This is a genomic window from Shewanella sp. (assembly GCF_041630135.1).
Lineage (GTDB): Bacteria > Pseudomonadota > Gammaproteobacteria > Enterobacterales > Shewanellaceae > Shewanella.
Map to the genome: position 1 here is coordinate 63,604 of NZ_JBFKLW010000003.1, position 20,761 is coordinate 84,364.

Here is a 20,761-nt window from a genome sequence, read left to right on the forward strand (position 1 = left end):
AGGAAGTTATTAATGAAGTTACAGTTGGAAAAGGCATTGTCCCTGGTGGCTTTGGGTGTGCTGGGTGCACTTGGAAGTGCTCAGGCCGCACCGGTTTACGAAATTAAGAACCTCGAAGATTTTGACCTTAAGGGCACCCTCGAAGGCACCCGTACCGGCTATGCTACGGCAGTAAATGCCAATAATGAGCTGGTGGGTATCGCCAAAGGCCGTAAGAAGCTGTCTGAGGATGATATTGAGGGGGGTATCGTCGATGTGGATGATGGTATTTCAGCTGAAGAAAAAATCAGCTATTCGATCCTTAAGCCAATAGTTGCCAATAATTTTACTTTTACCGCATCTGCCAATGGTGCATCGGGTGCCTGGGTACCGACCTTTGAAAGTATTAATGGTACAACAGATCCCAAAGATACTGATGTGACTGTGCCTGAATCCATCAATTCGGTTGATACATACTTTTACGACATCTCGGAAGATGGAGTGAAGATTGGTGCCATGACTGGGCCAGAGAAGAAAATGGAGTACACAGGGTCTGATACAAATCAGGACTATTGGTATTACCGTGACTATGAAATCCGTGGCGTGGTGAAAACGGATTCTGCGGAAGTGGCGTTGTTGCCCCCTTACGTTGAATACACAAGTAACAAAACCGGTGAAGCTGATAAAAAAGTGTATTTGGGTGGAGCATCGGCTGCGACAGCGATAAGCGGAAATATAGTTACCGGTTATGCGAGCGTTGATATTTCCAAGTACGGACGTGAACGTGCTCAAGCATGTTTGGATAAAGTTGGTACTGAAAACGCCTTGCCACTTGATATATGTATACAGAACGAGCAGTACCCCAATGCTTCAGGCAGTCGCAATCTCCAGTACCAGACACGCGCTTATGTTTGGGAAATAGATAATGACAATGCCACAGGTAAAGAGCTGCCGTTGGGATTGACTCCGCCTTCCGATTCGACACTTACGTACACAGCTCAGGGATTGGGTATTAATAGCGAAGGAACTGTTGCAGGACGTTCACATGTTAATCGTAACGGTAATAAAGACTATTTTCGTATGGACGCCGCGTTTTGGACCCGTAATGAAGATGGTAGTTACAGCTACAATTGGGTGCCGGTAACAAGTGTTGAAAATGTACGTAGTTCAATTGCTTACGATGTCAATGATAGTGGTATTCTTGTTGGATCGTATAACAGTTACGTTCAGGGTTACCCACGAGATAAGTTCTTTTACTACGATACTAAGTCTGCAGGTACCAAGCCGATAGTACCAAATGATTTCTATAACACACTCTCAGATTTGTCGAGTCGTGGTAAAGCCATAAACAACAAAGGTCAGGTTGTCGGTTATATCGAAACCACTCATGAAAAAGATAAACCACGTCCCAAAGCAGGTTTCTTGTTCGACATGAACGCTAAAGAGGGTGGTGAATTTTCAAACCTGAACAGTCTGCTTACCTGTGAGTCAAAAGGCCTTGAAAAGGGCAGCGATGGCAATTGGCAGCGTCATAAAGTTGAGGTTGAAGATAGTAGCGGTAAGACCCTGACCTACAGCACGGATATTCAAGTTGTAGAAGCCAATGGCATTAACGAAGCTGGTGTAATCGTTGGTACAGCCTTTATTCGCAAGCCGGTCTATAAAGTAGACGAGAATGGTCTACCTGTGGTTGAAAATGGCAAATATACGTTTGAACTGGATGGCAACGGTAATCCGGTAACTTCATATCTGCCTCGTGCAGTGGTGTTGGAGCCTGCTGGTACTGGTGCTACCGCCTGTACTTTTGTCGACAGTGACACCGGTGGTGAAAAGTACGAGCGTAAAGGCGCTGCAACCCTGATTGGTTTGTTCTTGCTGCCTTTGATTTGGCTGCGCCGGCGCAAAGATTGATCCGTTAGTACTTAGATTTTCAATCGGGGCCTGTAAAAGGCCCGATTTTTTTTCCATGCTGTCTCAATAGCTTAATATTTGAACGATAAAATTGACGGATTTTTAGATTGATCTTGGCTCTGAAAAGTCTTATTTCTAACTATGAAGCTGTTGCTTCTTGTTTATGTAGAACAGAGGACGCTTGCATGAAGAGACAAAAACGAGATCGTATGGACAGAGCTTTTTCCAAAGGTTTTCAGGCTGGAGCCGGGGGACGTTCAAAAGAGATGTGCCCTTACAACAGTCTAGATTCACGCTCACAATGGCTTGGAGGCTGGCGTGAGGGGGTAGACGGCCGAATGTCCGGGCTCTTTACCAAGTAATGCACAGCAAACTTTGCCCTCCCTGAGAAGAGGGCATTTTTGTGGCTGAGATTCTGGCTGCAGCTACCAACAAAAACACCGGCCATGGCCGGTGTTCTGCGTTAAGTGCCGGGTCGGCTTAGAAGGTGGAGGTGTCGGTAAACACGCCTACTTTCAGATCGGTGGCGGTATAGATTTCACGGCCATCCACTTCCAGGCTGGCATCGGCGATACCCATCACCAGCTTACGGTGAATAGTGCGCTTAATATTAAGACGGTAAGTAACCTTCTTGGCTCCCGGCAGTACCTGACCGGTGAACTTCACTTCTCCCACGCCCAGTGCGCGGCCTTTACCCTGAGCGCCTTCCCATGCCAGGAAGAAGCCAACCAGCTGCCACATGGCATCTAGGCCAAGACAGCCCGGCATCACAGGATCCTCAACGAAGTGGCAACCAAAAAACCAAAGATCCGGATTGATATCCAGCTCGGCTACGATTTCCCCTTTACCGAAAGCGCCGCCATCGTCGTTGATGGTGGTGATGCGATCGATCATCAGCATGTTATCGACAGGCAGACGGGGAGAATTCTTGCCAAGAAGTTCGCCGTGGCCACAGGCGATCAGTTCTTCTTTGGTGTAGCTGTTTGCTTTAGTCATTGTAATAGTTACCGCTCCATCATTAAGAGTGGCCAAGATTAGCGAACAGCTGTAAGCCAAACAAGTCCAACCACCTTTTTAGCTACGTGAAAATGGCCATTTTGCGAGTAGTTTGGCAAAAAATCCTTCTGGTAAATCATCAGGCTCGTCACCTGCCAGTTTGTCCAGCCGGGCTTGTACCAGCCCATAAAGGCTATTCTGTGGGAAGTTGTGCTCTTCGTCGGCAACACCCGCGGGCAACGACATTAACAGTTCAACAGCCTCGTCCATATGGGCGACCTGATACACATGGAATAAGCCCTTGGACACGGCCTCTATGATCTTGGGCGCCAGATTCAGCTGCAGCATGTTGGCTTTGGGAATGATCACCCCCTGTTCCCCGCTAAGGCCACGGCGCTCACACAGGTTAAAGAAGCCTTCAATTTTTTCATTTACGCCGCCAATGGCTTGCACATTGCCAAATTGATCCAAGGCACCTGTTATTGCAAGTGATTGTTTTATTGGCTGCTCTGCAATAGCAGACATCAAACAGCAGTATTCGGCCAGAGAGGCACTGTCGCCATCAATTTCCTGATAGGACTGTTCAAACACTATGTTGGCGTTGAGATGCAGTGGTGCATCGCGGCCAAAAATTCGATACAAACAGGCGGAGAGGATCATCATGCCCTTGGCGTGGATGTTACCGCCAAGCTCGGACTTGCGCTCAATGTCGGCAACTTCACCATCACCATAGTGCACTGTGGTGGTAATGCGGGCAGGTTCGCCATAGGCGTAGTCGACACTGTCGATAACGGTCAGACCATTGATTTGGCCAACCATCTCGCCGCTGGTCGGCAGGTTGATAAAGCTGTCATCGAAGCTTTGTGCAGAGAAACGCTCGGAGCTGTTATGGCGACGCTGCTGTTGGCGCAGGGCTTTTTCAATATCCGCACCGCTGATGTCACTGCTTTGACCGTAGGCGGCTGCTTGAGCGAACAGCTGTACCATGTCCTGACTTGCCAGCGACAATCGCTGTTGGTGTTCACATTCCCGAGAGGAAAACGCGAACAGAGGCGCCATCGCAGAGTCCTGCAAACGGTAACCTGCTTCATTGGCCAGTGCATTTAACCACAGGCCATATTCCAGCTCAGACTTCTGCGTCAGGTTCAGCTCATGTGCCATTTCTCCCAGCAGAGGGAAATGACGGACAAAGCTTGCATCGTGGCTTCTGAGCTCTGCATATTGCATCGCGCTGCCGACCAGAATAATGCTCGATTGCAGCGGTACCTGCATATCTTTGCCGACCTTGTAGCTGCCAGTGTCCAACACATTCAACAGTAGTTGCCACAGGCCTTCGCGTCGATACACGGCTTCTACATCAATAAACACATAGGCAAAGCTTGCCAGAGCGCCGGGCTGGTATTGGCTCTTGCCTTTACCATCGTCCTCAATGCGTCCAATCAAGTCAGCGCGGGTCAGGCGAGCACCAAGCAAGGTGTACAGACCGCGCTCTTTGGTAATACAGCCATGGCTGCCGGGTTGAATGTCTTGCCACTGAAGCTCAGTGCTGTCGCCGCCTCGGCGGGCAACCAGCTCTTTTTGTGGCCTTGGATATGCCTGCGCCAGTGCTTTAAACAAAGCGGGGCGATGAACACCGGCAAAATCAGCCAAAAACATGTGCTGGCTCTGCAGTTTGCTGGTCAGTGCAAAGGCATCGGTCAGTCTGTCCTGACAAAGCAGTAAATGGCCTATACCCGGATCGTGAGCTAATCCGCTTGGCAGCGTAAATGAAGGAGAGAGTCGCGCAGCGGGAATACAAGAAGGGTGCATAAAAGTCATTGAAAAATCATCGTTGCGCCGATTTTAGCATATCCTGCGGCGTTGTAATCAGCGTCAATAAGCCTGAGTGTGGTGAAAAGGAAAACAGTTTGCACAAAGCCTAAGCAATCGATTGTTTTTTTAATAAAAGAGGTTTACAGCGAGAAAGCCCGAAGCTATTATGCGTCTCGTTCGGAGGGGTGGCAGAGTGGTTTAATGCACCGGTCTTGAAAACCGGCGTGGGTTTATAGCCCACCCAGGGTTCAAATCCCTGCTCCTCCGCCATATTTAAGGGAAAGGCGCTGCTCACAAGGCAGCGCCTTTTTCGTTTTCAGGGCCAAAAGGGCTTAAAGCGGTATCTGCGACGTTACAATTCTGGCGAAGCACTATGGCCATTCACTGCGATGCGAACTGAGCCTTGCATCCATCCACTGTAAGCTCATGCGGAGCAAGCTTGGTACTCATTCGCACCTTCTCTTTTGTGAGCCGTTTCTCAGATGAGCCAGTCAGATTTTCAGCGGTTTGGCGGGCAAATGAGCAATCGACACAAAAAAGCAAAATTAGGGTTTACAGCACCACGGCTCACAGATATTATGCGTCTCGTTCGGAGGGGTGGCAGAGTGGTTTAATGCACCGGTCTTGAAAACCGGCGTGGGTTTATAGCCCACCCAGGGTTCAAATCCCTGCTCCTCCGCCATATTCTAAGAAGGCGCTGCTCACAAGGCAGCGCCTTTTTGCTTATGTGTCCGCTCAGCTTCCTTAGCTACATTCATCGCTATTGTGTCTGATGCTTCAGCTTATAAAAGCTGCCAGTTAAATCACCTTAATAACAGTGTCATAGCGCCCGTGACCGATGCTGTTGTAACCGCCAGTTTGCAAGCGGAATACTTTGCCAGAGAGCGGCAGTTGGGATAAATTAACCCAGCTGGGCTCATGGATTGTCTCTGGTGTTGTAATAACAAAAACTAACAGGGTGGTGTTAACTTGATTTCTGTATATTTAGTCGACGATCACGAGCTGGTTCGCACCGGGATCCGCAGGATCCTGGAAGACGAACGTGGCATTAAGGTAGTAGGTGAGGCACCAGACGGAGAAACTGCCGTCAGTTGGGCCAAACAGAACGAGGCCGATGTGGTGCTGATGGACATGAATATGCCGGGCATTGGCGGTATCGAAGCGACCCGTAAAATTCTGCGCTACCAACCCCACTCACGGATCATCATGTTGTCGATGCACACCGAAGATCCGTTTCCAACCAAGGTGATGCAGGCCGGTGCCTTTGGCTTTCTAAGTAAAAGTGCCCGCCCGCCTGAAGTGATCCATGCCATTCGCCAGGTCGCCTGTGGTCAGCGTTTTCTGGCACCAGAGATAGCCCAGCAAATGGCACTCAGTCAACTTACCCAAACCGATGAAAATCCGTTTAATCAGCTGTCCGAACGTGAACTGCAAATTGCCATGATGATTATTAACAGCATGAAGGTAAATGACATTGCCGAGCAGCTGAATCTGAGCCCGAAAACCGTGAACAGCTACCGTTACCGTCTGTTTGCCAAACTGGGCATCAGCAGCGATGTGGAGCTGACCCGTCTGGCAATCCGCCATAAAATCATCGACCCCGGCAAGTTCTGAGCGTGTTCGACAGCAAAACTTTCCTGAAAACCGTCTCCAGCGCCAGCGGCGTGTATCGTATGTACGATGCCGCCGGCGATGTAATTTACGTCGGTAAAGCCAAAGATTTAAAAAAGCGCCTGTCCTCATATTTTCGGACCAATCTGCCCAACGTAAAAACTCAGGCGCTGGTGAGAAATATCGCCAATGTGGATGTCACCCTGACCCACAGCGAAACCGAAGCCCTTATTCTTGAAAACGACTACATCAAGCAGTACATGCCCAAATACAATGTGCTGCTCAGAGACGACAAGTCATATCCTTATATTCTGCTAAGCCGCCATAGCCACCCCAGGCTGGCTTACCATCGCGGCGCCCAGCGTGAGAAGGGCGAATATTTCGGGCCATATCCCAATGGCGGCGCCGTGCGGGAAAGCCTGAATTTAATGCAGAAGCTGTTTCCCATCCGCCAATGTGAAGATGCCTACTACCGTGCCCGTTCACGACCCTGTTTGCAGTATCAGATTGGCCGCTGTTCGGCGCCCTGTGTTGGAAAAATCAGCGACGAGGATTACAGCGAACAGGTGCGGCTCGCGACACTGTTCCTGCGTGGTAAAGACCAGCAAGTGATAGCGGCTCTGGTGACCAAAATGGAAGCGGCAGCCATGGCAATGGAATATGAGGCCGCAGCCCGTTACCGCGACCAAATCCAGGCGCTTCGTAAGGTGGCTGAGCAGCAAAATGTATCCGGCCAGCAAGGGGATATGGACGTTATCGGGGTGCATTACGCCTCTGGAATCGCCTGTTTTCATATTCTGTTTATCCGCGAAGGCAAGATTTTCGGCAGCCGCAGCTATTTCCCGGCGGTGCCCGATGCTACCGAGCTTGCCGAAGTGCTGCGCGCCTTCATGCTGCAGTTTTATTTGGGCAACGAAGCCCACCGCAGTATTCCCAAAGACGTGGTGCTGGGGGATGACTTTGAAGATTTGCACGAGCTTGAGGCGGCAATGCAGCACTCCCTCGGTCATAAGCTGGAAATCAAAACCCGGGTGAGGGCAGAGCGGGCGGCTTTTTTACGCCTCGCCAGTACCAATGCCGCCAATGCGGTGGCCACCAAGCTGGCCCACAAGAGTACCGTTGAGCAGCGGATGGAGCTTCTTGAAGAAGTGCTTGGGCTTGGCGCGCCTATCCAGCGGATGGAGTGCTTTGATATCAGCCACACCATGGGCGAAAGTACAGTCGCTTCCTGCGTGGTGTTTAACCGCGAAGGGCCACATAAGAGCGAGTATCGCCGCTACAATATTACCGGTATCACCGGCGGCGACGACTATGCCGCCATGGCACAGGCACTATCGCGCCGCTTCGATAAAATTGAACGCACCGGCAAGGTGCCGGATGTGCTGTTTATTGATGGCGGCCTGGGGCAGCTGCGCGCCGCCATGGCCATAGTGAAAGACAAGTTTGCCGATATGGACCGTCAGCCTTTATTGGTTGGTGTTGCCAAAGGGGAGAGCCGCAAACCCGGACTCGAAACCCTGATTTTTGGTGGCAGCGAGGCCGAGTTTTCCCTTGAGTCTGACAATCCTGCGCTGCATTTAATTCAACATATTCGCGACGAGTCACACCGATTTGCCATTACCGGTCACAGAGCCAAGCGCCAGCAAACCCGCAATACCTCCAGCCTGGAATCCATCCCCGGCATAGGGCCAAAAAGACGCAAGGCATTGTTGCAATATCTCGGTGGATTACAGCAGGTTAAAAACGCCAGTGTGGCAGAGCTGGCAAAGGTTCCCGGGATCAGCGCAGAAATGGCGCAAACTATCCATGACACATTGCGGGGGTGATAAAAATCAGGCAAGATTGGCGCTGCTTTTGAATTCCAGGGTCTCCCATGCCGTTTAACTTACCCATCGCTTTGACCTTCTTCCGGCTGTTACTGTTGCCGGTTTTCGTGGTGTTCTTTTATCTTCCCTACAGCTGGGCACCTTTTGCCGCAGCATTTGTGTTCTGGTTGGCGGCTATTACCGATGCGCTTGATGGATACGCCGCCCGGAAACTAGGCCAACTCACCCGTTTCGGTGCCTTTTTGGACCCCGTCGCCGATAAGGTGATGGTGGTAACGGCTCTGGTGCTGCTGGTTGCAGACTACAACTCGCCCTGGATGACCCTGCCGGCACTGTTGATGATTGGCCGTGAGATTGTGATCTCTGCGCTGCGTGAATGGATGGCGGAAATTGGCAAGCGTGGTGCGGTCGCCGTGTCCTGGATTGGCAAGTATAAAACGGCGGCGCAAATGGTGGCCATCATCGGGCTTATCTGGAAACCCAATGCCTTTTTAATTGATTTGGCCTACGGGCTCTTCTATTTTGCCGCTGTTCTGACCTTCTGGTCGATGATGAGCTATATCATGGCGGCCTGGAAAGATCTCACCGCTGAGTAAGAACTGCGCGCTAACTGCATGTTTCTGATGCAGGTCGTTTATTTAGTGTGCATACAGGATTTTAAGTGAAAATAAGCGTTTGACAGCCGGGGTTAAATCGGTAGAATGCCAATCCGCAGTCAGGGGAAACTTTGAATGCAAACGCTTTAAAAGCACGTTATTTGAAAAAATACTTTTAAAGTAAAAAACGCGACATTAGCTCAGTTGGTAGAGCGATACCTTGCCAAGGTATAGGTCATCGGTTCGAACCCGATATGTCGCTCCAATCTTCCTCCCCGGAAGCTTGGTACAAGATGGCGCGATGGCAGAATGGCTATGCTGCGGATTGCAAATCCGTCGATCTCGGTTCGCCTCCGGGTCGCGCCTCCACTTTTCGAGAGCTTTAACGAAGCATCGACACTTTGCCCGAGTGGTGGAATCGGTAGACACAAGGGATTTAAAATCCCTCGACGGTAACGTCGTGACGGTTCAAGTCCGTCCTCGGGTACCATTCAAATCAAGCAGTTTCTATCTTCCCAATTAGAGAATCGTAATAAGCACCAATTACTGTGCCATATTCAGCAACCGTCAACCACGTGGCTGAGTGATTTTTCGTGTCAATAGTTTAAAGAATTGGGAAAATCTAAATTTGTGTCACTTGATAATCACACTGCCGGATATGACTTTTCTGAAATTAGTGCCTTAAGCCCTGATGGCCCACAGTTGGCACCGCATGGTGAAAAGAACGCTGTGTAAGGGGCATCAAGGCTCGCGGATTGATGAGATTAGCAGGCTATCCGGCAATAAGTTGTTTCAGCGCTGGTGCTGGCTTGAAGCTCGGCTGGTTGTAGCCCGGGGCTTCCATCATTTCCCCGGTCTGCGGATTGCGGTACTGTCTTGGCAGATAGTATCTGAGTTCAAATGTGCCAAACAGCGGTAAGTACAGGGTTTCTCCTTCCTCCAGCGCGCGTGTAATTTGTGCCAGGATCTCGTCGAGCAATCGTTTTGCCTGCGGCAATGAAAGGCTATGCTCTTTGGCAAGGTGGCGGCTAAGGTCTGTTTTATTCATCCGGTTTCTCCGACTGCACAATGGAAAAGGCGCCAGTTATAGCAGCTTGAGTGACGCATTCAAGGTTAATTCTCTGATTTTTATTTGAATGCTGGCTTTCTATCCACGCAGCGAAACAAGTCAGTCCACCGATGTATGGCAGGAATGCTGTCAGGTGCCATGCTGTAATAAGGACAGCTTGTTAAGTCAGGGGGCATCGATGAAAAGACTGCTGATAGTTTTTCTCCTTATGCTGCTATCGCCTCTGTTATCGGCCGGAGAAGCCGAATACAGCCGTCAGTTGATGCGGGAGCAGGCTAGCTTGTTTATCCTTGCACAGCAGGACAAGGCGTCGCCACTTTTGCCTTTGATGCAATCATTCGAACTCACTGAAGATGCATTGGAAAGGGACTATCAAACACTGAAAGCGGAGTGGCTGCGTTACGGTATAGAGCCCGGAAATGCCAGCGGCAGCAGCCTTTCATCCAGACTGATTGCTTTGGAGCCCAATTCCCAATATCTGGCACTGATGAATGAAATTCGGCAATTGCTTTGGCAGGAAGGGGCGAACTGGCAAGTTATAGAGATTGAGGGCGTGCTGCGTCCCGGTAATAACCATAAAACAGTGCCATTACTTGCCCATAAACTCACACTAAGCGGCGACTTATCCGGTGCGTCGGTCTCCTCGGCCACTTATCAGGGGCAACTTGTGGAAGCTGTAAAGCGCTTTCAACGTCGCCACGGTCTTAAGGATGATGGTGCTGTCGGGGAAAAAACCCTGCATTGGCTGAATCTTCATCCCCGGGAAAAGGCACAGATGCTGACGCGCAACTACTTGCTCCAGTCGGCGGAATTCCTTGCCATGCCTTCAAGTATGGTGTTGGTGAATATTCCCGCCTTTGAGCTGACGCTATATAACGATGGGAAACAAGTACTTCAATCCAGAGTTATCGTTGGCAAGCCCAGCCGGAAAACACCGGTTCTGGAAAGTGAAATCAGTGCCGTTGTTGTCAATCCTTCATGGCGGGTACCCCGCAGGTTAGTCAGATATGATGTGCTGCCCAAATTAAGGGAAGATGCGCACTATCTTTCATCAAAAGGTTTTATCGTCTGGGACAGGCAGGGGCAGATGATTAATGAAACAGATGAGTTTTATCAACAGGCTGCTCATGGCAAATTCCCCTATCTTTTGGAGCAGAGACCCGGGCCAGAAAACGCGTTGGGACGTTTCAAATTATTTTTTGCCAATGATGACAGTGTGTATTTGCATGACACGCCTGATAAGGGGCTGTTCAAAAAGTCGATGCGGGCACTTTCCTCGGGCTGCGTCAGAGTTGAAAAAATTGCTGAGTTGGCAAATTGGCTCGCTCGTGAGCGGGTCACAGATCCCCGATTGTGGCAGTCCAGCGTGAATACACCGGAGCGTACCCAATGGTTCAGACTAGAGACTCGCCTGCCAGTACGCTTTGTATATTGGACCAGTTGGATAGACAATAACGGGAAGGCGCAATTCAGGGATGATGTTTACGACATACGTAAAGATAATCAGTTGGTTGCTCAACGAACGCCCTAATAATATTTCGCAGTTTGCCACCATTTCCCCTCTGATCCCCGTCAAATTGATGAAGCATAAAGCTTGATCAAACGGGGCTTTCGTTATATTTTCTGGCCGATTTGTTTAAAAATAATACAAAGGTGACTGAGTGACTGACTTCTCTCCTGCACGCAGGCAGATATTGCTTGGGCTGGGCAGTGCTGCGATGGTGTCTATGATTTCCAATCCGGCATATGCCAGTCGTTCAACCCAGGGCAGCAGGATGCTGAGTATGTTAAACCGCCATACCGGCGAAGTAAGCGAGGGGGCTTACTGGGTTGACGGGAAATATCAGAAGCCAATTTTAAAGGGCTTTAATCAATTATTGCGCGATCATCGGGCCAATGTAGCAGCTCCAATGGATAAGCGGTTGTTTGACCTGCTTTATTATTTGCAAGAAAACTTAAAAAGCCGTGAGACTATCCACATAATTTCGGGTTACCGTTCACCGCACACAAATGCCATGTTGGCCAAAAAAAGTGGCGGAGTGGCCAAAAAGAGCCTGCATATGGAAGGTAAGGCGATAGATATCGCAATTCCGGGCATTAAATTGCAAAAAATTCGCGATGCTGCGAAGGAACTTAAACTGGGTGGCGTTGGGTATTATCCCCAGTCAGGTTTTGTTCATGTTGATGTTGGTCGGGTTCGCAGCTGGTAATGGCCTGATGCCATCCAGACACTAAGGGCACCAATAGCAGGTAATCTCTTAACAGGGAGTAACAGCCGGCGCGTAAGCTGGATTGCTCCCTTTTTAATTGCCAGTCAGACAGCGTAGTGGACAGCTTGCAATAGAATTGCCTGAATGCCTGCGGACGTTGTTTACCACCCAGACGATTCGCCAGGGCATCCAGCTCTGCCACGCACGCCATGGCTTCGGCCAGTAACAGGTCAACTGCGTCAGCAGAGATAGCCAGGCTGTCAAACTTGTACTCCAGTTGATTCATCAATGTGTTCAGCAACAAGCTGCATCCCTGCCATTGGCGGTTTACCTCGTTAATGCACATGATGTGGGTTGCCATGATTGGACTCCGTCAATCTGATGGCAGAAGATTAGCAGTGTGCAATGGGGTAGGGTGTGATCTATGTCACGCAACAACCCTTTGTAACCACAGGCTTTTCTTTATTGTTACAATTGCAAACTTTGTTTATCAAGCCAGCGTATTCAGAGGTTGTCTAGTTATCATGGGTGAGCGGGCGAATGGCTTTGTCAGCGGCACTTGATAACACCATCGCCAATGGGGTCGCTGACGTCTAAAACAGGGCGGCTTTAGGGGCTTACTTGCTGATAAGTCAGTGCTATGGTAGACTTCGCGCGCTTTGGGGTTTCCAAAGCAGGTGCTTATTGGTTGGTCGAAAATCAATTTGCATTTTAACTATCTGATATGAGTGATAAATACATGTCTTACACTATTGTTGCACAAACCCGCACTGAGATCGGGAAAGGTTCGAGCCGCCGCCTGCGTCGTGAGGGTAAAGTTCCTGCTGTTATCTATGGTACTGGTAAAGAGCCTGTTGCTATCGTTTTCGATCACAAGGACATCATCAACATCCAGACCAACGATGATTTCTACACCAGCGATCTGACCATCGTTCTGGACGGCAAAGAAGTTAAAGTGCGCGCTCAGGCTATGCAGCGTCACGTATTTAAGCCAATGATCGATCACGTAGACTTCGTTTACGCCTAATCGACGGCTTTGCCGGAAAAAAGCGCCCTTGTGGCGCTTTTTTTGTGCCAGGGTGTCGCCCTTTGCCTGGTTTCTACGGGCATGAAAGACAAAGGCCGAAGAATTCATCGGCCTTTGTCTGGCGTAATAATAATCGTCAGAGATCGAAGTTGTAGTATATATCCAGCGATTGGCCCAATGTGCCTGAGACTGTTTCCAGGTACAGTTGCGATAACAGGTAATACCTTACTGTCATTTCGTAGCCCGGGTTAAACACGCCCACGCCATATTTCACCATCAAATCTTCACCGATATAGCCGCTGATGGCTACCCGACCTTCATCGTTGGCATCCAGTTGCACATTGGAGAAGCCGAATTTTTCCACCAGCGAAGTAGCTGTATCGCCAATGCTGTTGATGGCTCCGCCAGACAGGGATGAACTCAGTGACAGTGCGGCGCCCATCATCAGGGCATTGTTATCGCCACTGCCATTACTGTCGAACCCCTTACCTTTGATGATGTAAGAGAGGATTTCAGCTTGTTCTTTTGAAGGATTAGAGAACAGTGTCACTTCCGGCGCTTTACCCGTGCCTGTAATTCGCACGCCGGCGACCATATCTTCTTCTTTAATTTCGCGTATGGCTTCTATGTTAAGGTTGGGAAGTTGGGGAGGTCCGACAAATTGTACTTCGCCCTTGGGGATTTTCAGTGTTTGGCCCATAAATTTGTAGCTGCCGTTCAGCACTTTGACGTTCCCAAACAGCAGTGGAGGTTTGAAAGCCTGCTGACGCAAGCGAATCGTACCATCCAGCTTACCTTTAAGGCCCATACCCTCGATTTGCACCTGATCGCCAACGCGGATGTTCAGGTCTGCAATAATGCCGTACGGGCTGCTTTTTTGTTCTGCAGCAGCGATGGAGTCATCGAACACTACATCATTCGATACTGCGACGCCGCCCTCAGCAAGTTGCACCAGCTTGATATGTCCGGTAGGGATATTGACCGCGCCTTTGACATCCATGGTTTTGGCATCGAACACCAGCTTGAGATCCGGCGACACGTCCAGTAGCGCCATGGGTGGTACGATAATCGCCAACTTGTTGCCTTTAATCAGCATGTCACCGGAGAATTGACCTTCGGGCCAGGTGATGTTTCCACTGAGTTCACCGGGGCCATCACCCATTTGCCAGTCACCTTTGATCTGGGCACGCTGGCCGGCGAAATTCACCGCCATATCCACATCGCTGATCAGGGTGGGGTTGGCACTTGCCGAGAAGGCGCCTTTAACAAGATGCAAATCGCCGCTGACTTCCGGTACCATCAGGGAGCCTCCCAGTTTCAGATTACTGGTGATTTGTCCCTCAAGCGTATCGAGTTGGGGTAAAAACTCCTTCAGCGCCTCAAGTTTGATGTTGTCCAACCTGACAAAGCCAGCAAGGGTTCTGTCTGGAGTGACTTTTACGCTAAGTTCACTTTCCATGCTGGCCAATCGTCCTGACAGGAATTTGATACGGGTGTTAAGCGCATCAGCATCGAGAGTGGCATTCAGATGCAAATCTTCGTAAGTTACATCAACAATCTGTCCTTTGGGGCGGGTAAGCAGCACCTTGCCAGGTGCGAAAATCAAATCCAGTGTGCCTGTGGGTTTACGTTTGGGCGACCACATAAGATGAGCATCCAGACTTGCATCACCCTGCCAGTCGATATTGTGTGGTAACAGGCGGTCGATAATGGCGCCGGGAGCGCCTCTGAAGCTCAAGGTTACATCACCGATTTTACCCAGTTTGGCTGGGCGTGCCAGACACAGGGTGTTGCTGTCCTGTATCAGGCAGGCGTCGTTGATACTGCCATTGCTGTTGCCCAGATCCCAGCTTAACTCCAGATCTTTAGATAATTGCCAATCACCGAGCTCACTTCCCAGATTGAAGCGGCTCATCACAGCATTTATTTGCTGACGTTTGTGGTTGATTTCAGCGTGCAACACTGTATCCAGTCGCAAATCGCCAAAAGTCTCGGCACGCAGGCGTTGGGCATTAAGATCGCCTTTTGCACCTATGGTCACCTGGGATAGCTTGCGCTCGCCAAGGCTCAGTTGCTGTCCCTTAATGGAGAGGGCAAATTCGTGGCTGGCTTTAGGCTGATACATACCTTTGATGCTCAGGCCTTCAAGGCTGATGGCTCCGGCCTTGAACTCAGCACCCGTGGCATCGAGGTTGATAAAGGGGTCTTGCTGGGCACCGCTGACAGTGAAATCTGCGTTAAACCGACCTGCAACCGCTGGCGAAATAAGCGATAAATCCGGAGCCCGGATGACCCCATTCAACGCCCAGTCTTTTTTAACGTCACCATTGACCTCAATGGCCGCCCCCATAGCACTTAAAACAAAGTGGTTGGCACTAAGGAAAAACTCATGATTGATATTTACATCACCTTTTACGGTGACAGGGTAGCCATCGAGCTCACCCTGGATGTCAGTATCGCTTATTCCAAGTTGCCACCCGTTTGCCAGGTTGCCCGTTAGTCGTAAACGGCCGTCGAGAGTGCCTGCGGGCAACGGGTTTGGCTGTTTAGGCTCCGGACTGTGTGTGTCCGGCGGCGTCATGGTCGTTTGTTTTCCGTCATGCTTCGACAAGGTACCGTTACCCGTTGCTGTGCTGACCTGCACATTATTGGGTTTGGCTGGTTTGGTCTCAGGCGCGGTACTGGGAGCCGGCAGGATAAATGCCGATGGTGTTAAATCCTTAAAGGCAATGTTGGCATCCCAGCTGAGGTCATTGGCATACTTCAGGCTGCCAGTGAGTTGAATGTCCCCCGGTTCTCCTTTGATGTTAAGCAGGTCAATGCTGACAATCTGCTGCATATTGGTCAGTGATGCACTCAGACCAAGGGGGCTATGGAAGGGCGTTTGAACAGTGCCGCTGAAGTTGGCTTCTTGCCTGTTCAGGTCGCCCTTGGCGCTGAGTTTTAAATTGCTTGCCTGATACTCTGGCTGGACTATTGGCCATCCCAACCGGCGGGCATCCAGAGTCAGATTAAAAGGAATACTTGGGTTTGCTAAGGATGCTTCCAGTGCCATATTGAGCTCAGCAGAGCCTGTGGCTTCTATTTCAGCGCTAAAGGCATCGAAGGTGCCGCTTGCGGTAAGTGCGAGTTGCTGCCTGCCAAGCTCCGGCATCAGTGATGGTGAATCAGTCTCGACAACAAGTTTTAAGGTGAGCGGGTAGTTGCCAAGGAGTTCTGCCGCACCCTGAAGTTCAAGACTTGCCTCCGGATGGTGAACAATCAATTCAGTTATGGAAAGCTGACTGCCTTCAAAATCAGCGCTGGCTTGTATCAGGGAGAATTTATCGTCACGGTCAGCGATTTTCAGCTGAGAGTTTTTAAGCAGTGCGCTCCTGAGATGAATATCCATTGGCAGGCGGATTTCCGGCAGCGACGCCAGTGGCCATGCTGAATCCGGATTATCTTCGCCACCGGCATTTCCGGTCGAACCTTTCCCTGGCAGCGAGGCCGTGCCAGCGTTTTCTTCTGCGGTTGCGGGGATTTCAATCAGTAGCCCATCGCTGCCGAGGTGTTCAATCCACAGGCCATCCTTTTGCCAGCTAGCGCCTGCGGTTAGCAACTCTGCGCCAAATCGCATGTCGTCAAGTTGCACCGTGACTTTACGAATTTCGGCGCTGTCCAGCGCCAGGGTAACAGGCAATATCAGCGGGCCGGAAGGCGTTTCTTCCGCAGCGTCTGACTTGGGTAGGGCGGCCGTGTCGATTGTTACATCGACACCGTCCAGCATCAGTTGTTTTACACATACGCCACTCGTCAGCAGGCATGAGGGTTGCCATCGCACTGATAAGGATTGGGCCTTTAGCTGAATGCCGGGCATGAACCATGATATACCGGCGAGCGTAAGTTCACGGTTCAAGGTTCCGCCTTGATACTCGGCCGAAAAGCCCGGCACAAATTTGGATGCAAGGCCAACGCCGATATGAGCTCCGAAGGGCGTGCCCAGCAACAATGCCAATATCACCAGCAGACTGAGCGGTAAATAAATAGCGAGACGCACCACCAGTTTGAACAGACGCCAGGGGTGATACCAGGGTTTCATCGCTGAAGTCTTTGTGGTGGCGCTCGCTTTGACGTCCTGTGTCATAGTTCGCTCCCCATGGTCAGATGAATTCGCCAGGAGCGTTCCAGGGTTTCTGTTTCGTTCAGTCCGACTCCGAGATCCAGCTTGATAGGGCCAATGGGTGAAATCCAGTGCACACCGCCACCGACTGCAATGACGGGTTCGAATTGGTCTTTGTCGAAGGCGTTACCTGCATCAACAAAACTGCCCAAACGCCATGTGGGCGTCAGATAGTATTGATATTCCACGCTGCCAACCGCGAGATAACGTCCTCCTCCCACTTCACGGCCAACCTGGCCTTCGGCCGTAGTGTATTCGTAATAAGGGCCAAGCTCCTGATAGGCATAGCCTCGAATACTTTGATCGCCACCGGCAAAGAAGCGCAGTGAAGGAGGTACAAGGGCGACGTCCGAATCGGCTACCAGATTCACACCAAAGTCGGCACGGGCGACTATCCGGTGTTTTTCGAAGAAGGTTTCTATCCACTTGAACTTGGCCTGAATGCGGGTTAAGCGGGTTTCAGAGCCTAAACTGGGATCTGCATAGTCCAGACTGTAGGAATGACGATAACCCCACTTGGGATCCAGGGACGCATCGCCTCTTACTGTGCTTGATAGGCTCATGCCGGCGAGAATAAAGCGCGGATCATAATCTGTTTCTGACTGTGTGTAGGATTCCTGAATATAGTCAAGCGAGTAACCCCACAGCCAGCCAGACTGCAGCCGCTGGGTACGCACAACGCCAAGCAACCCTTTGGTAGAGTCCAACTGTCCTGTATTGGTGAAATCAAGCTTTTCAGAATCATAAATCTGGCTGACCCCATATTTGTCGCGCAATAACCCCATGCGGATTTTAAGTTGATCGTCCAGCGGATGAGTAAGAGGGATGGTATAGGTGGTTAAGAATTTGGGCCTGTCAGGAGACCATTCGATACTGGTCTCCTGGGAATGACCATAGCGATTAATTTGCGGCGTGCGCCAGGTCACCCTGACCCTGGGCTCGAACGACTTATCTGTACTGCTGCCAATGTCGGCACCCAAACCCAGTTCTATCGAATGATCAGGCCGGTTTTCAAGCTCTACCCGAACAGGCACTTCGTTATCCTTGGCCTTGTCCAGCTGAGGTAATACCTTTATGGAGCGAAAGTAACCGGTTTCCTGTAACTTGCTGTTAAAAGTCGATAATCTGCGTGTTGCGTAATGGGTGTCCTTATCGAAAGGGATAAGCTTGTCCAGAAAGCCGTCTTCCAACGTGTCACCGTCGAAATTAACATCGCCGAATCGGTAACGAATACCAGAGTTAAAGTGGAGGCTGATGGTGGCGCGATTTTCATCGCGGTTTACCCGGATTTCCGCTTTGGAATATTCGCCGTCAAAGTAGCCCCGGGAGAGTGCGATAGCACCAAGTTCTGCTTTAAATGTCTCGTAACGCCCATGGTTTAGCACATCACCGGGGCGCAGGCTGACGTTATCCAACCAACGGGCGAAAGTCCGATCGTTAAGCATGTCGCCGGCAAAGCGAAAATCGACCCAGTCGATACGGGTTGGCTCCCCCGGGATGACTGTCAGTACCAGTTCCCATGGGCCTTTTTCGTTGCGGTTGAGGGTTTGGGTTACTTCGCCGTGATAGTAGCCCACCGATTGCAGGGCGGCACCAACGGCATCATCCACGTTGAACAAAAAAGCGCGGCGCTGTACTTCTGACTCGGGCAAGGTGCCAAGGTGAGCAAGAATGTTTTTGTGCAGGGCTTCGTCTACGCCGGACACGTTAACTCGCAGCAAAGGGTCTGCTGCTTGGGCTGCCGCAGGCAACAAAGAGGCAATCATCGCTGTAATGGCGATAGCAAAACGAGAGTTCAAGGGCGCAGAATTCCTGGATCGCAGTCAATATTCCTTTGGCTCCAATTGTCGCTTCAAGTTAAGGCAACAGCAAGGTCGGGATTGAGTTTAAAACGTAAAATCGTTAAAAAGAACACAGGCTTGTCACACAAAAGCAGGATAACAATGAACAAACAGCTCGCCCTATTAACCCTGATGCTCAGCCTCGGAGCCATTATGCCATCTTCAGCCGACACCAAAGCACCGTACGGTATTGCCATTCACGGCGGTGCCGGCACCATTTCCAAGGCAAAATTGACCGAAGAGCAGGAGCAGGCTTACCGCGACACCCTCGAAGAAGCTGTCAACGCCGGACACAGGATATTGGCCAGAGGGGGGGACAGCCTGGATGCCATCAAAGCCGCAATCAATATTCTGGAAGACAGCCCTCTGTTCAATGCTGGCATCGGAGCGGTTTACACCTTTGATGGTGCCCATGAGCTGGATGCATCTGTGATGGATGGCAACACCATGAATGCCGGCGCTGTTGCCGGGGTTAAGCACATCAAAAATCCCATTGATCTGGCGCTGCTGGTAATGAATAAGTCAGACCATGTGATGCTTGCCGGCAGTGGCGCTGAAGAGTTTGCACTGGTGCAGGGTATGCCCCTGGTGCCGGGTAATACCTTTGATACTGACAGCCGCTATCAGCAGTTATTGGATGCCAAAGCCAAAATCAACGCCGCAGAAAGTGCAGCAAAAGATTTTCAGGCATCGGCCACCAGTCTCGATTTGGATTACAAGTTCGGTACTGTCGGTGCGGTGGCACTGGATAAAAATGGTAATCTTGCCGCCGGTACCTCTACCGGCGGTATGACCGCCAAGCGCTTTGGCCGAATAGGTGATTCACCTGTGATTGGGGCTGGCACCTATGCCGAAAATGGCGTTTGTGCAGTGTCGGCCACGGGGCATGGCGAGTACTTTATCCGATACCATGTGGCTGGCGATATTTGTGCCCGGATCAAATACCAGCAAAAGAATGTTATCCAGGCCGCCGATGAGGTCATCAATCAGCGTTTGCTGGACGCTGGTGGCAGTGGCGGTGTGATTGCCATTGATGCCAATGGCAATGTAGCAACCCCTTTTAATACCGAAGGCATGTACCGCGCCAGCAGGGTTGGCAAAGAAGAACCCGTCATCATGATTTGGCGTGACAAATAACAATGAGAGGCCAACCCCGGGATTTGCAGCCATTTTAGCTAATCGATTGATGCAATCGATTAGCTTGACAGGCAAGGAGCGATGTTTTTTTCTACACTTGGAAGTGAAACAACTGACAGGGGAATGCCATGGATTCAATTAAAGTCAGGGAGCATATGGACAGGCAAGCCATTTTGCTTAATCCCGACATGACAATTGCCACCGCGGTCGAAATGCTACTTCAGAATAAAAAAAATGGTGCGCCGGTAGTCGATAAAGAACGGCATCTGGTGGGTTTTTTGTCCCAACAGGATTGTCTGGCTGTGATGTTAAAAAGCAGCTACCACTGCGATTTAACGGCCACAGTGGCAGACTGCATGCGCTCTGATGTATTGTCTGTCACACCTGAGGACAGCATGCTGCGCCTTGCAGAGCAAATGACCGGACTTAAGCCAAAAATTTATCCGGTTGTCGAAAATGGCAGGGTGATTGGTACCATCAACCGTACCAATGTGCTGGCTGCGATGAATACGTATATGCAGCAATGTTACCTGGCTCCTGCCTGACACAGCATGACTGCGCAAAAAAGCCCCGCCTGTCGGGGC

Annotated in this window: 16 protein-coding genes and 5 tRNA genes; 15 read left to right on the forward strand and 6 right to left on the reverse strand. The window is 50.6% G+C overall.

Translation table 11 applies throughout. The annotated features are described in order from the left end of the window. Window positions 1-12 precede the first annotated feature (12 nt). Window positions 13-1,890, forward strand: coding sequence for a DUF3466 family protein (locus tag ABYK60_RS01580; protein WP_372870170.1), 1,878 nt, complete (start codon window positions 13-15; stop codon window positions 1,888-1,890). A gap of 185 nt (window positions 1,891-2,075) precedes the next feature. Then, window positions 2,076-2,252 carry a ribosome modulation factor gene (gene rmf / locus ABYK60_RS01585; RefSeq protein WP_372870171.1) on the forward strand — a complete coding sequence of 59 codons (177 nt, stop codon included), beginning with the start codon at window positions 2,076-2,078 and terminating at the stop codon, window positions 2,250-2,252. A gap of 118 nt (window positions 2,253-2,370) precedes the next feature. Here the strand turns inward: rmf and fabA are convergent, their stop codons facing one another. Beyond that, window positions 2,371-2,886: a bifunctional 3-hydroxydecanoyl-ACP dehydratase/trans-2-decenoyl-ACP isomerase gene (fabA, locus tag ABYK60_RS01590; protein ID WP_372870172.1), complete on the reverse strand. Its 516-nt coding sequence runs from the start codon at window positions 2,884-2,886 to the stop codon at window positions 2,371-2,373. A gap of 78 nt (window positions 2,887-2,964) precedes the next feature. Continuing rightward, window positions 2,965-4,695, reverse strand: a complete 1,731-nt coding sequence (locus ABYK60_RS01595; RefSeq protein WP_372870207.1) for a S16 family serine protease — start codon at window positions 4,693-4,695, stop codon at window positions 2,965-2,967. 182 nt (window positions 4,696-4,877) lie between these two features. On the opposite strand from ABYK60_RS01595, the gene ABYK60_RS01600 reads away from it, so the two are divergent. The 8 genes from ABYK60_RS01600 (at window position 4,878) to ABYK60_RS01635 (ending at window position 9,221) form a co-directional block, all read left to right on the forward strand. Then, window positions 4,878-4,968 (forward strand) — tRNA-Ser (locus ABYK60_RS01600). A gap of 321 nt (window positions 4,969-5,289) precedes the next feature. Then, window positions 5,290-5,380 (forward strand) — tRNA-Ser (locus tag ABYK60_RS01605). 287 nt (window positions 5,381-5,667) lie between these two features. Continuing rightward, entirely contained in the window at window positions 5,668-6,312 is a 645-nt protein-coding gene (gene uvrY / locus ABYK60_RS01610; protein ID WP_372870173.1) for a UvrY/SirA/GacA family response regulator transcription factor, read from the forward strand. After that, the gene (gene uvrC / locus ABYK60_RS01615; RefSeq protein ID WP_372870208.1) at window positions 6,309-8,135 is read left to right on the forward strand and encodes an excinuclease ABC subunit UvrC; all 1,827 of its coding nucleotides are present in this window, start codon (window positions 6,309-6,311) and stop codon (window positions 8,133-8,135) included. The genes uvrY and uvrC overlap by 4 nt, the downstream gene beginning before the upstream one ends. A gap of 47 nt (window positions 8,136-8,182) precedes the next feature. Next, window positions 8,183-8,731 (forward strand): CDP-diacylglycerol--glycerol-3-phosphate 3-phosphatidyltransferase, encoded by a 549-nt coding sequence (gene pgsA / locus ABYK60_RS01620; protein WP_372870174.1) that lies wholly within the window; start codon window positions 8,183-8,185, stop codon window positions 8,729-8,731. Between the two features lie 189 nt (window positions 8,732-8,920). After that, window positions 8,921-8,996 (forward strand) — tRNA-Gly (locus ABYK60_RS01625). Window positions 8,997-9,026: 30 nt separating this feature from the next. After that, window positions 9,027-9,100, forward strand: a tRNA-Cys gene (locus tag ABYK60_RS01630). Window positions 9,101-9,134: 34 nt separating this feature from the next. Continuing rightward, a tRNA-Leu gene (locus ABYK60_RS01635) sits at window positions 9,135-9,221 on the forward strand. Between the two features lie 282 nt (window positions 9,222-9,503). Here ABYK60_RS01635 and ABYK60_RS01640 read toward each other — a convergent pair. Continuing rightward, window positions 9,504-9,779 (reverse strand): HU family DNA-binding protein, encoded by a 276-nt coding sequence (locus tag ABYK60_RS01640; RefSeq protein ID WP_372870175.1) that lies wholly within the window; start codon window positions 9,777-9,779, stop codon window positions 9,504-9,506. Window positions 9,780-9,978: 199 nt separating this feature from the next. On the opposite strand from ABYK60_RS01640, the gene ABYK60_RS01645 reads away from it, so the two are divergent. Together ABYK60_RS01645 and ABYK60_RS01650 are read left to right on the forward strand one after the other, a co-directional pair. Next, window positions 9,979-11,331 carry a murein L,D-transpeptidase gene (locus ABYK60_RS01645; protein WP_372870176.1) on the forward strand — a complete coding sequence of 451 codons (1,353 nt, stop codon included), beginning with the start codon at window positions 9,979-9,981 and terminating at the stop codon, window positions 11,329-11,331. Window positions 11,332-11,461: 130 nt separating this feature from the next. Next, on the forward strand, window positions 11,462-12,010 hold the full coding sequence (locus tag ABYK60_RS01650; protein ID WP_372870177.1) for a DUF882 domain-containing protein: 549 nt from the start codon (window positions 11,462-11,464) through the stop codon (window positions 12,008-12,010). On the opposite strand, the gene ABYK60_RS01655 is transcribed toward ABYK60_RS01650, so the two are convergent. Next, window positions 11,934-12,371 carry a hypothetical protein gene (locus tag ABYK60_RS01655; protein ID WP_372870178.1) on the reverse strand — a complete coding sequence of 146 codons (438 nt, stop codon included), beginning with the start codon at window positions 12,369-12,371 and terminating at the stop codon, window positions 11,934-11,936. The two genes, ABYK60_RS01650 and ABYK60_RS01655, sit on opposite strands and share 77 nt — an antisense overlap. A gap of 378 nt (window positions 12,372-12,749) precedes the next feature. Between ABYK60_RS01655 and rplY the strand changes: the two genes are divergently transcribed. Further along, window positions 12,750-13,037, forward strand: a complete 288-nt coding sequence (gene rplY, locus ABYK60_RS01660; RefSeq protein ID WP_372870179.1) for a 50S ribosomal protein L25 — start codon at window positions 12,750-12,752, stop codon at window positions 13,035-13,037. Between the two features lie 136 nt (window positions 13,038-13,173). On the opposite strand, the gene ABYK60_RS01665 is transcribed toward rplY, so the two are convergent. Next, a complete protein-coding gene (locus ABYK60_RS01665) occupies window positions 13,174-17,163 on the reverse strand; it encodes a translocation/assembly module TamB domain-containing protein (RefSeq protein ID WP_372870180.1) in 3,990 nt (1,329 codons plus the stop codon). Beyond that, window positions 17,160-18,965, reverse strand: a complete 1,806-nt coding sequence (locus tag ABYK60_RS01670) for an autotransporter assembly complex family protein (protein WP_372870209.1) — start codon at window positions 18,963-18,965, stop codon at window positions 17,160-17,162. Before ABYK60_RS01670 ends, ABYK60_RS01665 begins: the two co-directional genes overlap by 4 nt. Window positions 18,966-19,172: 207 nt before the next feature. Here ABYK60_RS01670 and ABYK60_RS01675 point away from each other — a divergent pair, with 207 nt between their 5' ends. Further along, window positions 19,173-20,177 (forward strand): isoaspartyl peptidase/L-asparaginase family protein, encoded by a 1,005-nt coding sequence (locus tag ABYK60_RS01675; RefSeq protein ID WP_372870210.1) that lies wholly within the window; start codon window positions 19,173-19,175, stop codon window positions 20,175-20,177. Between the two features lie 128 nt (window positions 20,178-20,305). Further along, window positions 20,306-20,722 carry a CBS domain-containing protein gene (locus ABYK60_RS01680; RefSeq protein WP_372870181.1) on the forward strand — a complete coding sequence of 139 codons (417 nt, stop codon included), beginning with the start codon at window positions 20,306-20,308 and terminating at the stop codon, window positions 20,720-20,722. Window positions 20,723-20,761: the final 39 nt, after the last annotated feature.

Bases quoted from the DNA above. Each gene is read 5' to 3' on its own strand.
- ABYK60_RS01580 (WP_372870170.1), top strand. From the start codon at position 13: ATGAAGTTACAGTTGGAAAAGGCATTGTCCCTGGTGGCTTTGGGTGTG.
- rmf (WP_372870171.1), top strand. From the start codon at position 2,076: ATGAAGAGACAAAAACGAGATCGTATGGACAGAGCTTTTTCCAAAGGT.
- fabA (WP_372870172.1), bottom strand. From the start codon at position 2,886: ATGACTAAAGCAAACAGCTACACCAAAGAAGAACTGATCGCCTGTGGC.
- ABYK60_RS01595 (WP_372870207.1), bottom strand. From the start codon at position 4,695: ATGCACCCTTCTTGTATTCCCGCTGCGCGACTCTCTCCTTCATTTACG.
- pgsA (WP_372870174.1), top strand. From the start codon at position 8,183: ATGCCGTTTAACTTACCCATCGCTTTGACCTTCTTCCGGCTGTTACTG.
- ABYK60_RS01640 (WP_372870175.1), bottom strand. From the start codon at position 9,779: ATGAATAAAACAGACCTTAGCCGCCACCTTGCCAAAGAGCATAGCCTT.
- ABYK60_RS01645 (WP_372870176.1), top strand. From the start codon at position 9,979: ATGAAAAGACTGCTGATAGTTTTTCTCCTTATGCTGCTATCGCCTCTG.
- ABYK60_RS01655 (WP_372870178.1), bottom strand. From the start codon at position 12,371: ATGGCAACCCACATCATGTGCATTAACGAGGTAAACCGCCAATGGCAG.
- rplY (WP_372870179.1), top strand. From the start codon at position 12,750: ATGTCTTACACTATTGTTGCACAAACCCGCACTGAGATCGGGAAAGGT.
- ABYK60_RS01665 (WP_372870180.1), bottom strand. From the start codon at position 17,163: ATGACACAGGACGTCAAAGCGAGCGCCACCACAAAGACTTCAGCGATG.
- ABYK60_RS01670 (WP_372870209.1), bottom strand. From the start codon at position 18,965: ATGATTGCCTCTTTGTTGCCTGCGGCAGCCCAAGCAGCAGACCCTTTG.
- ABYK60_RS01675 (WP_372870210.1), top strand. From the start codon at position 19,173: ATGCTCAGCCTCGGAGCCATTATGCCATCTTCAGCCGACACCAAAGCA.
- ABYK60_RS01680 (WP_372870181.1), top strand. From the start codon at position 20,306: ATGGATTCAATTAAAGTCAGGGAGCATATGGACAGGCAAGCCATTTTG.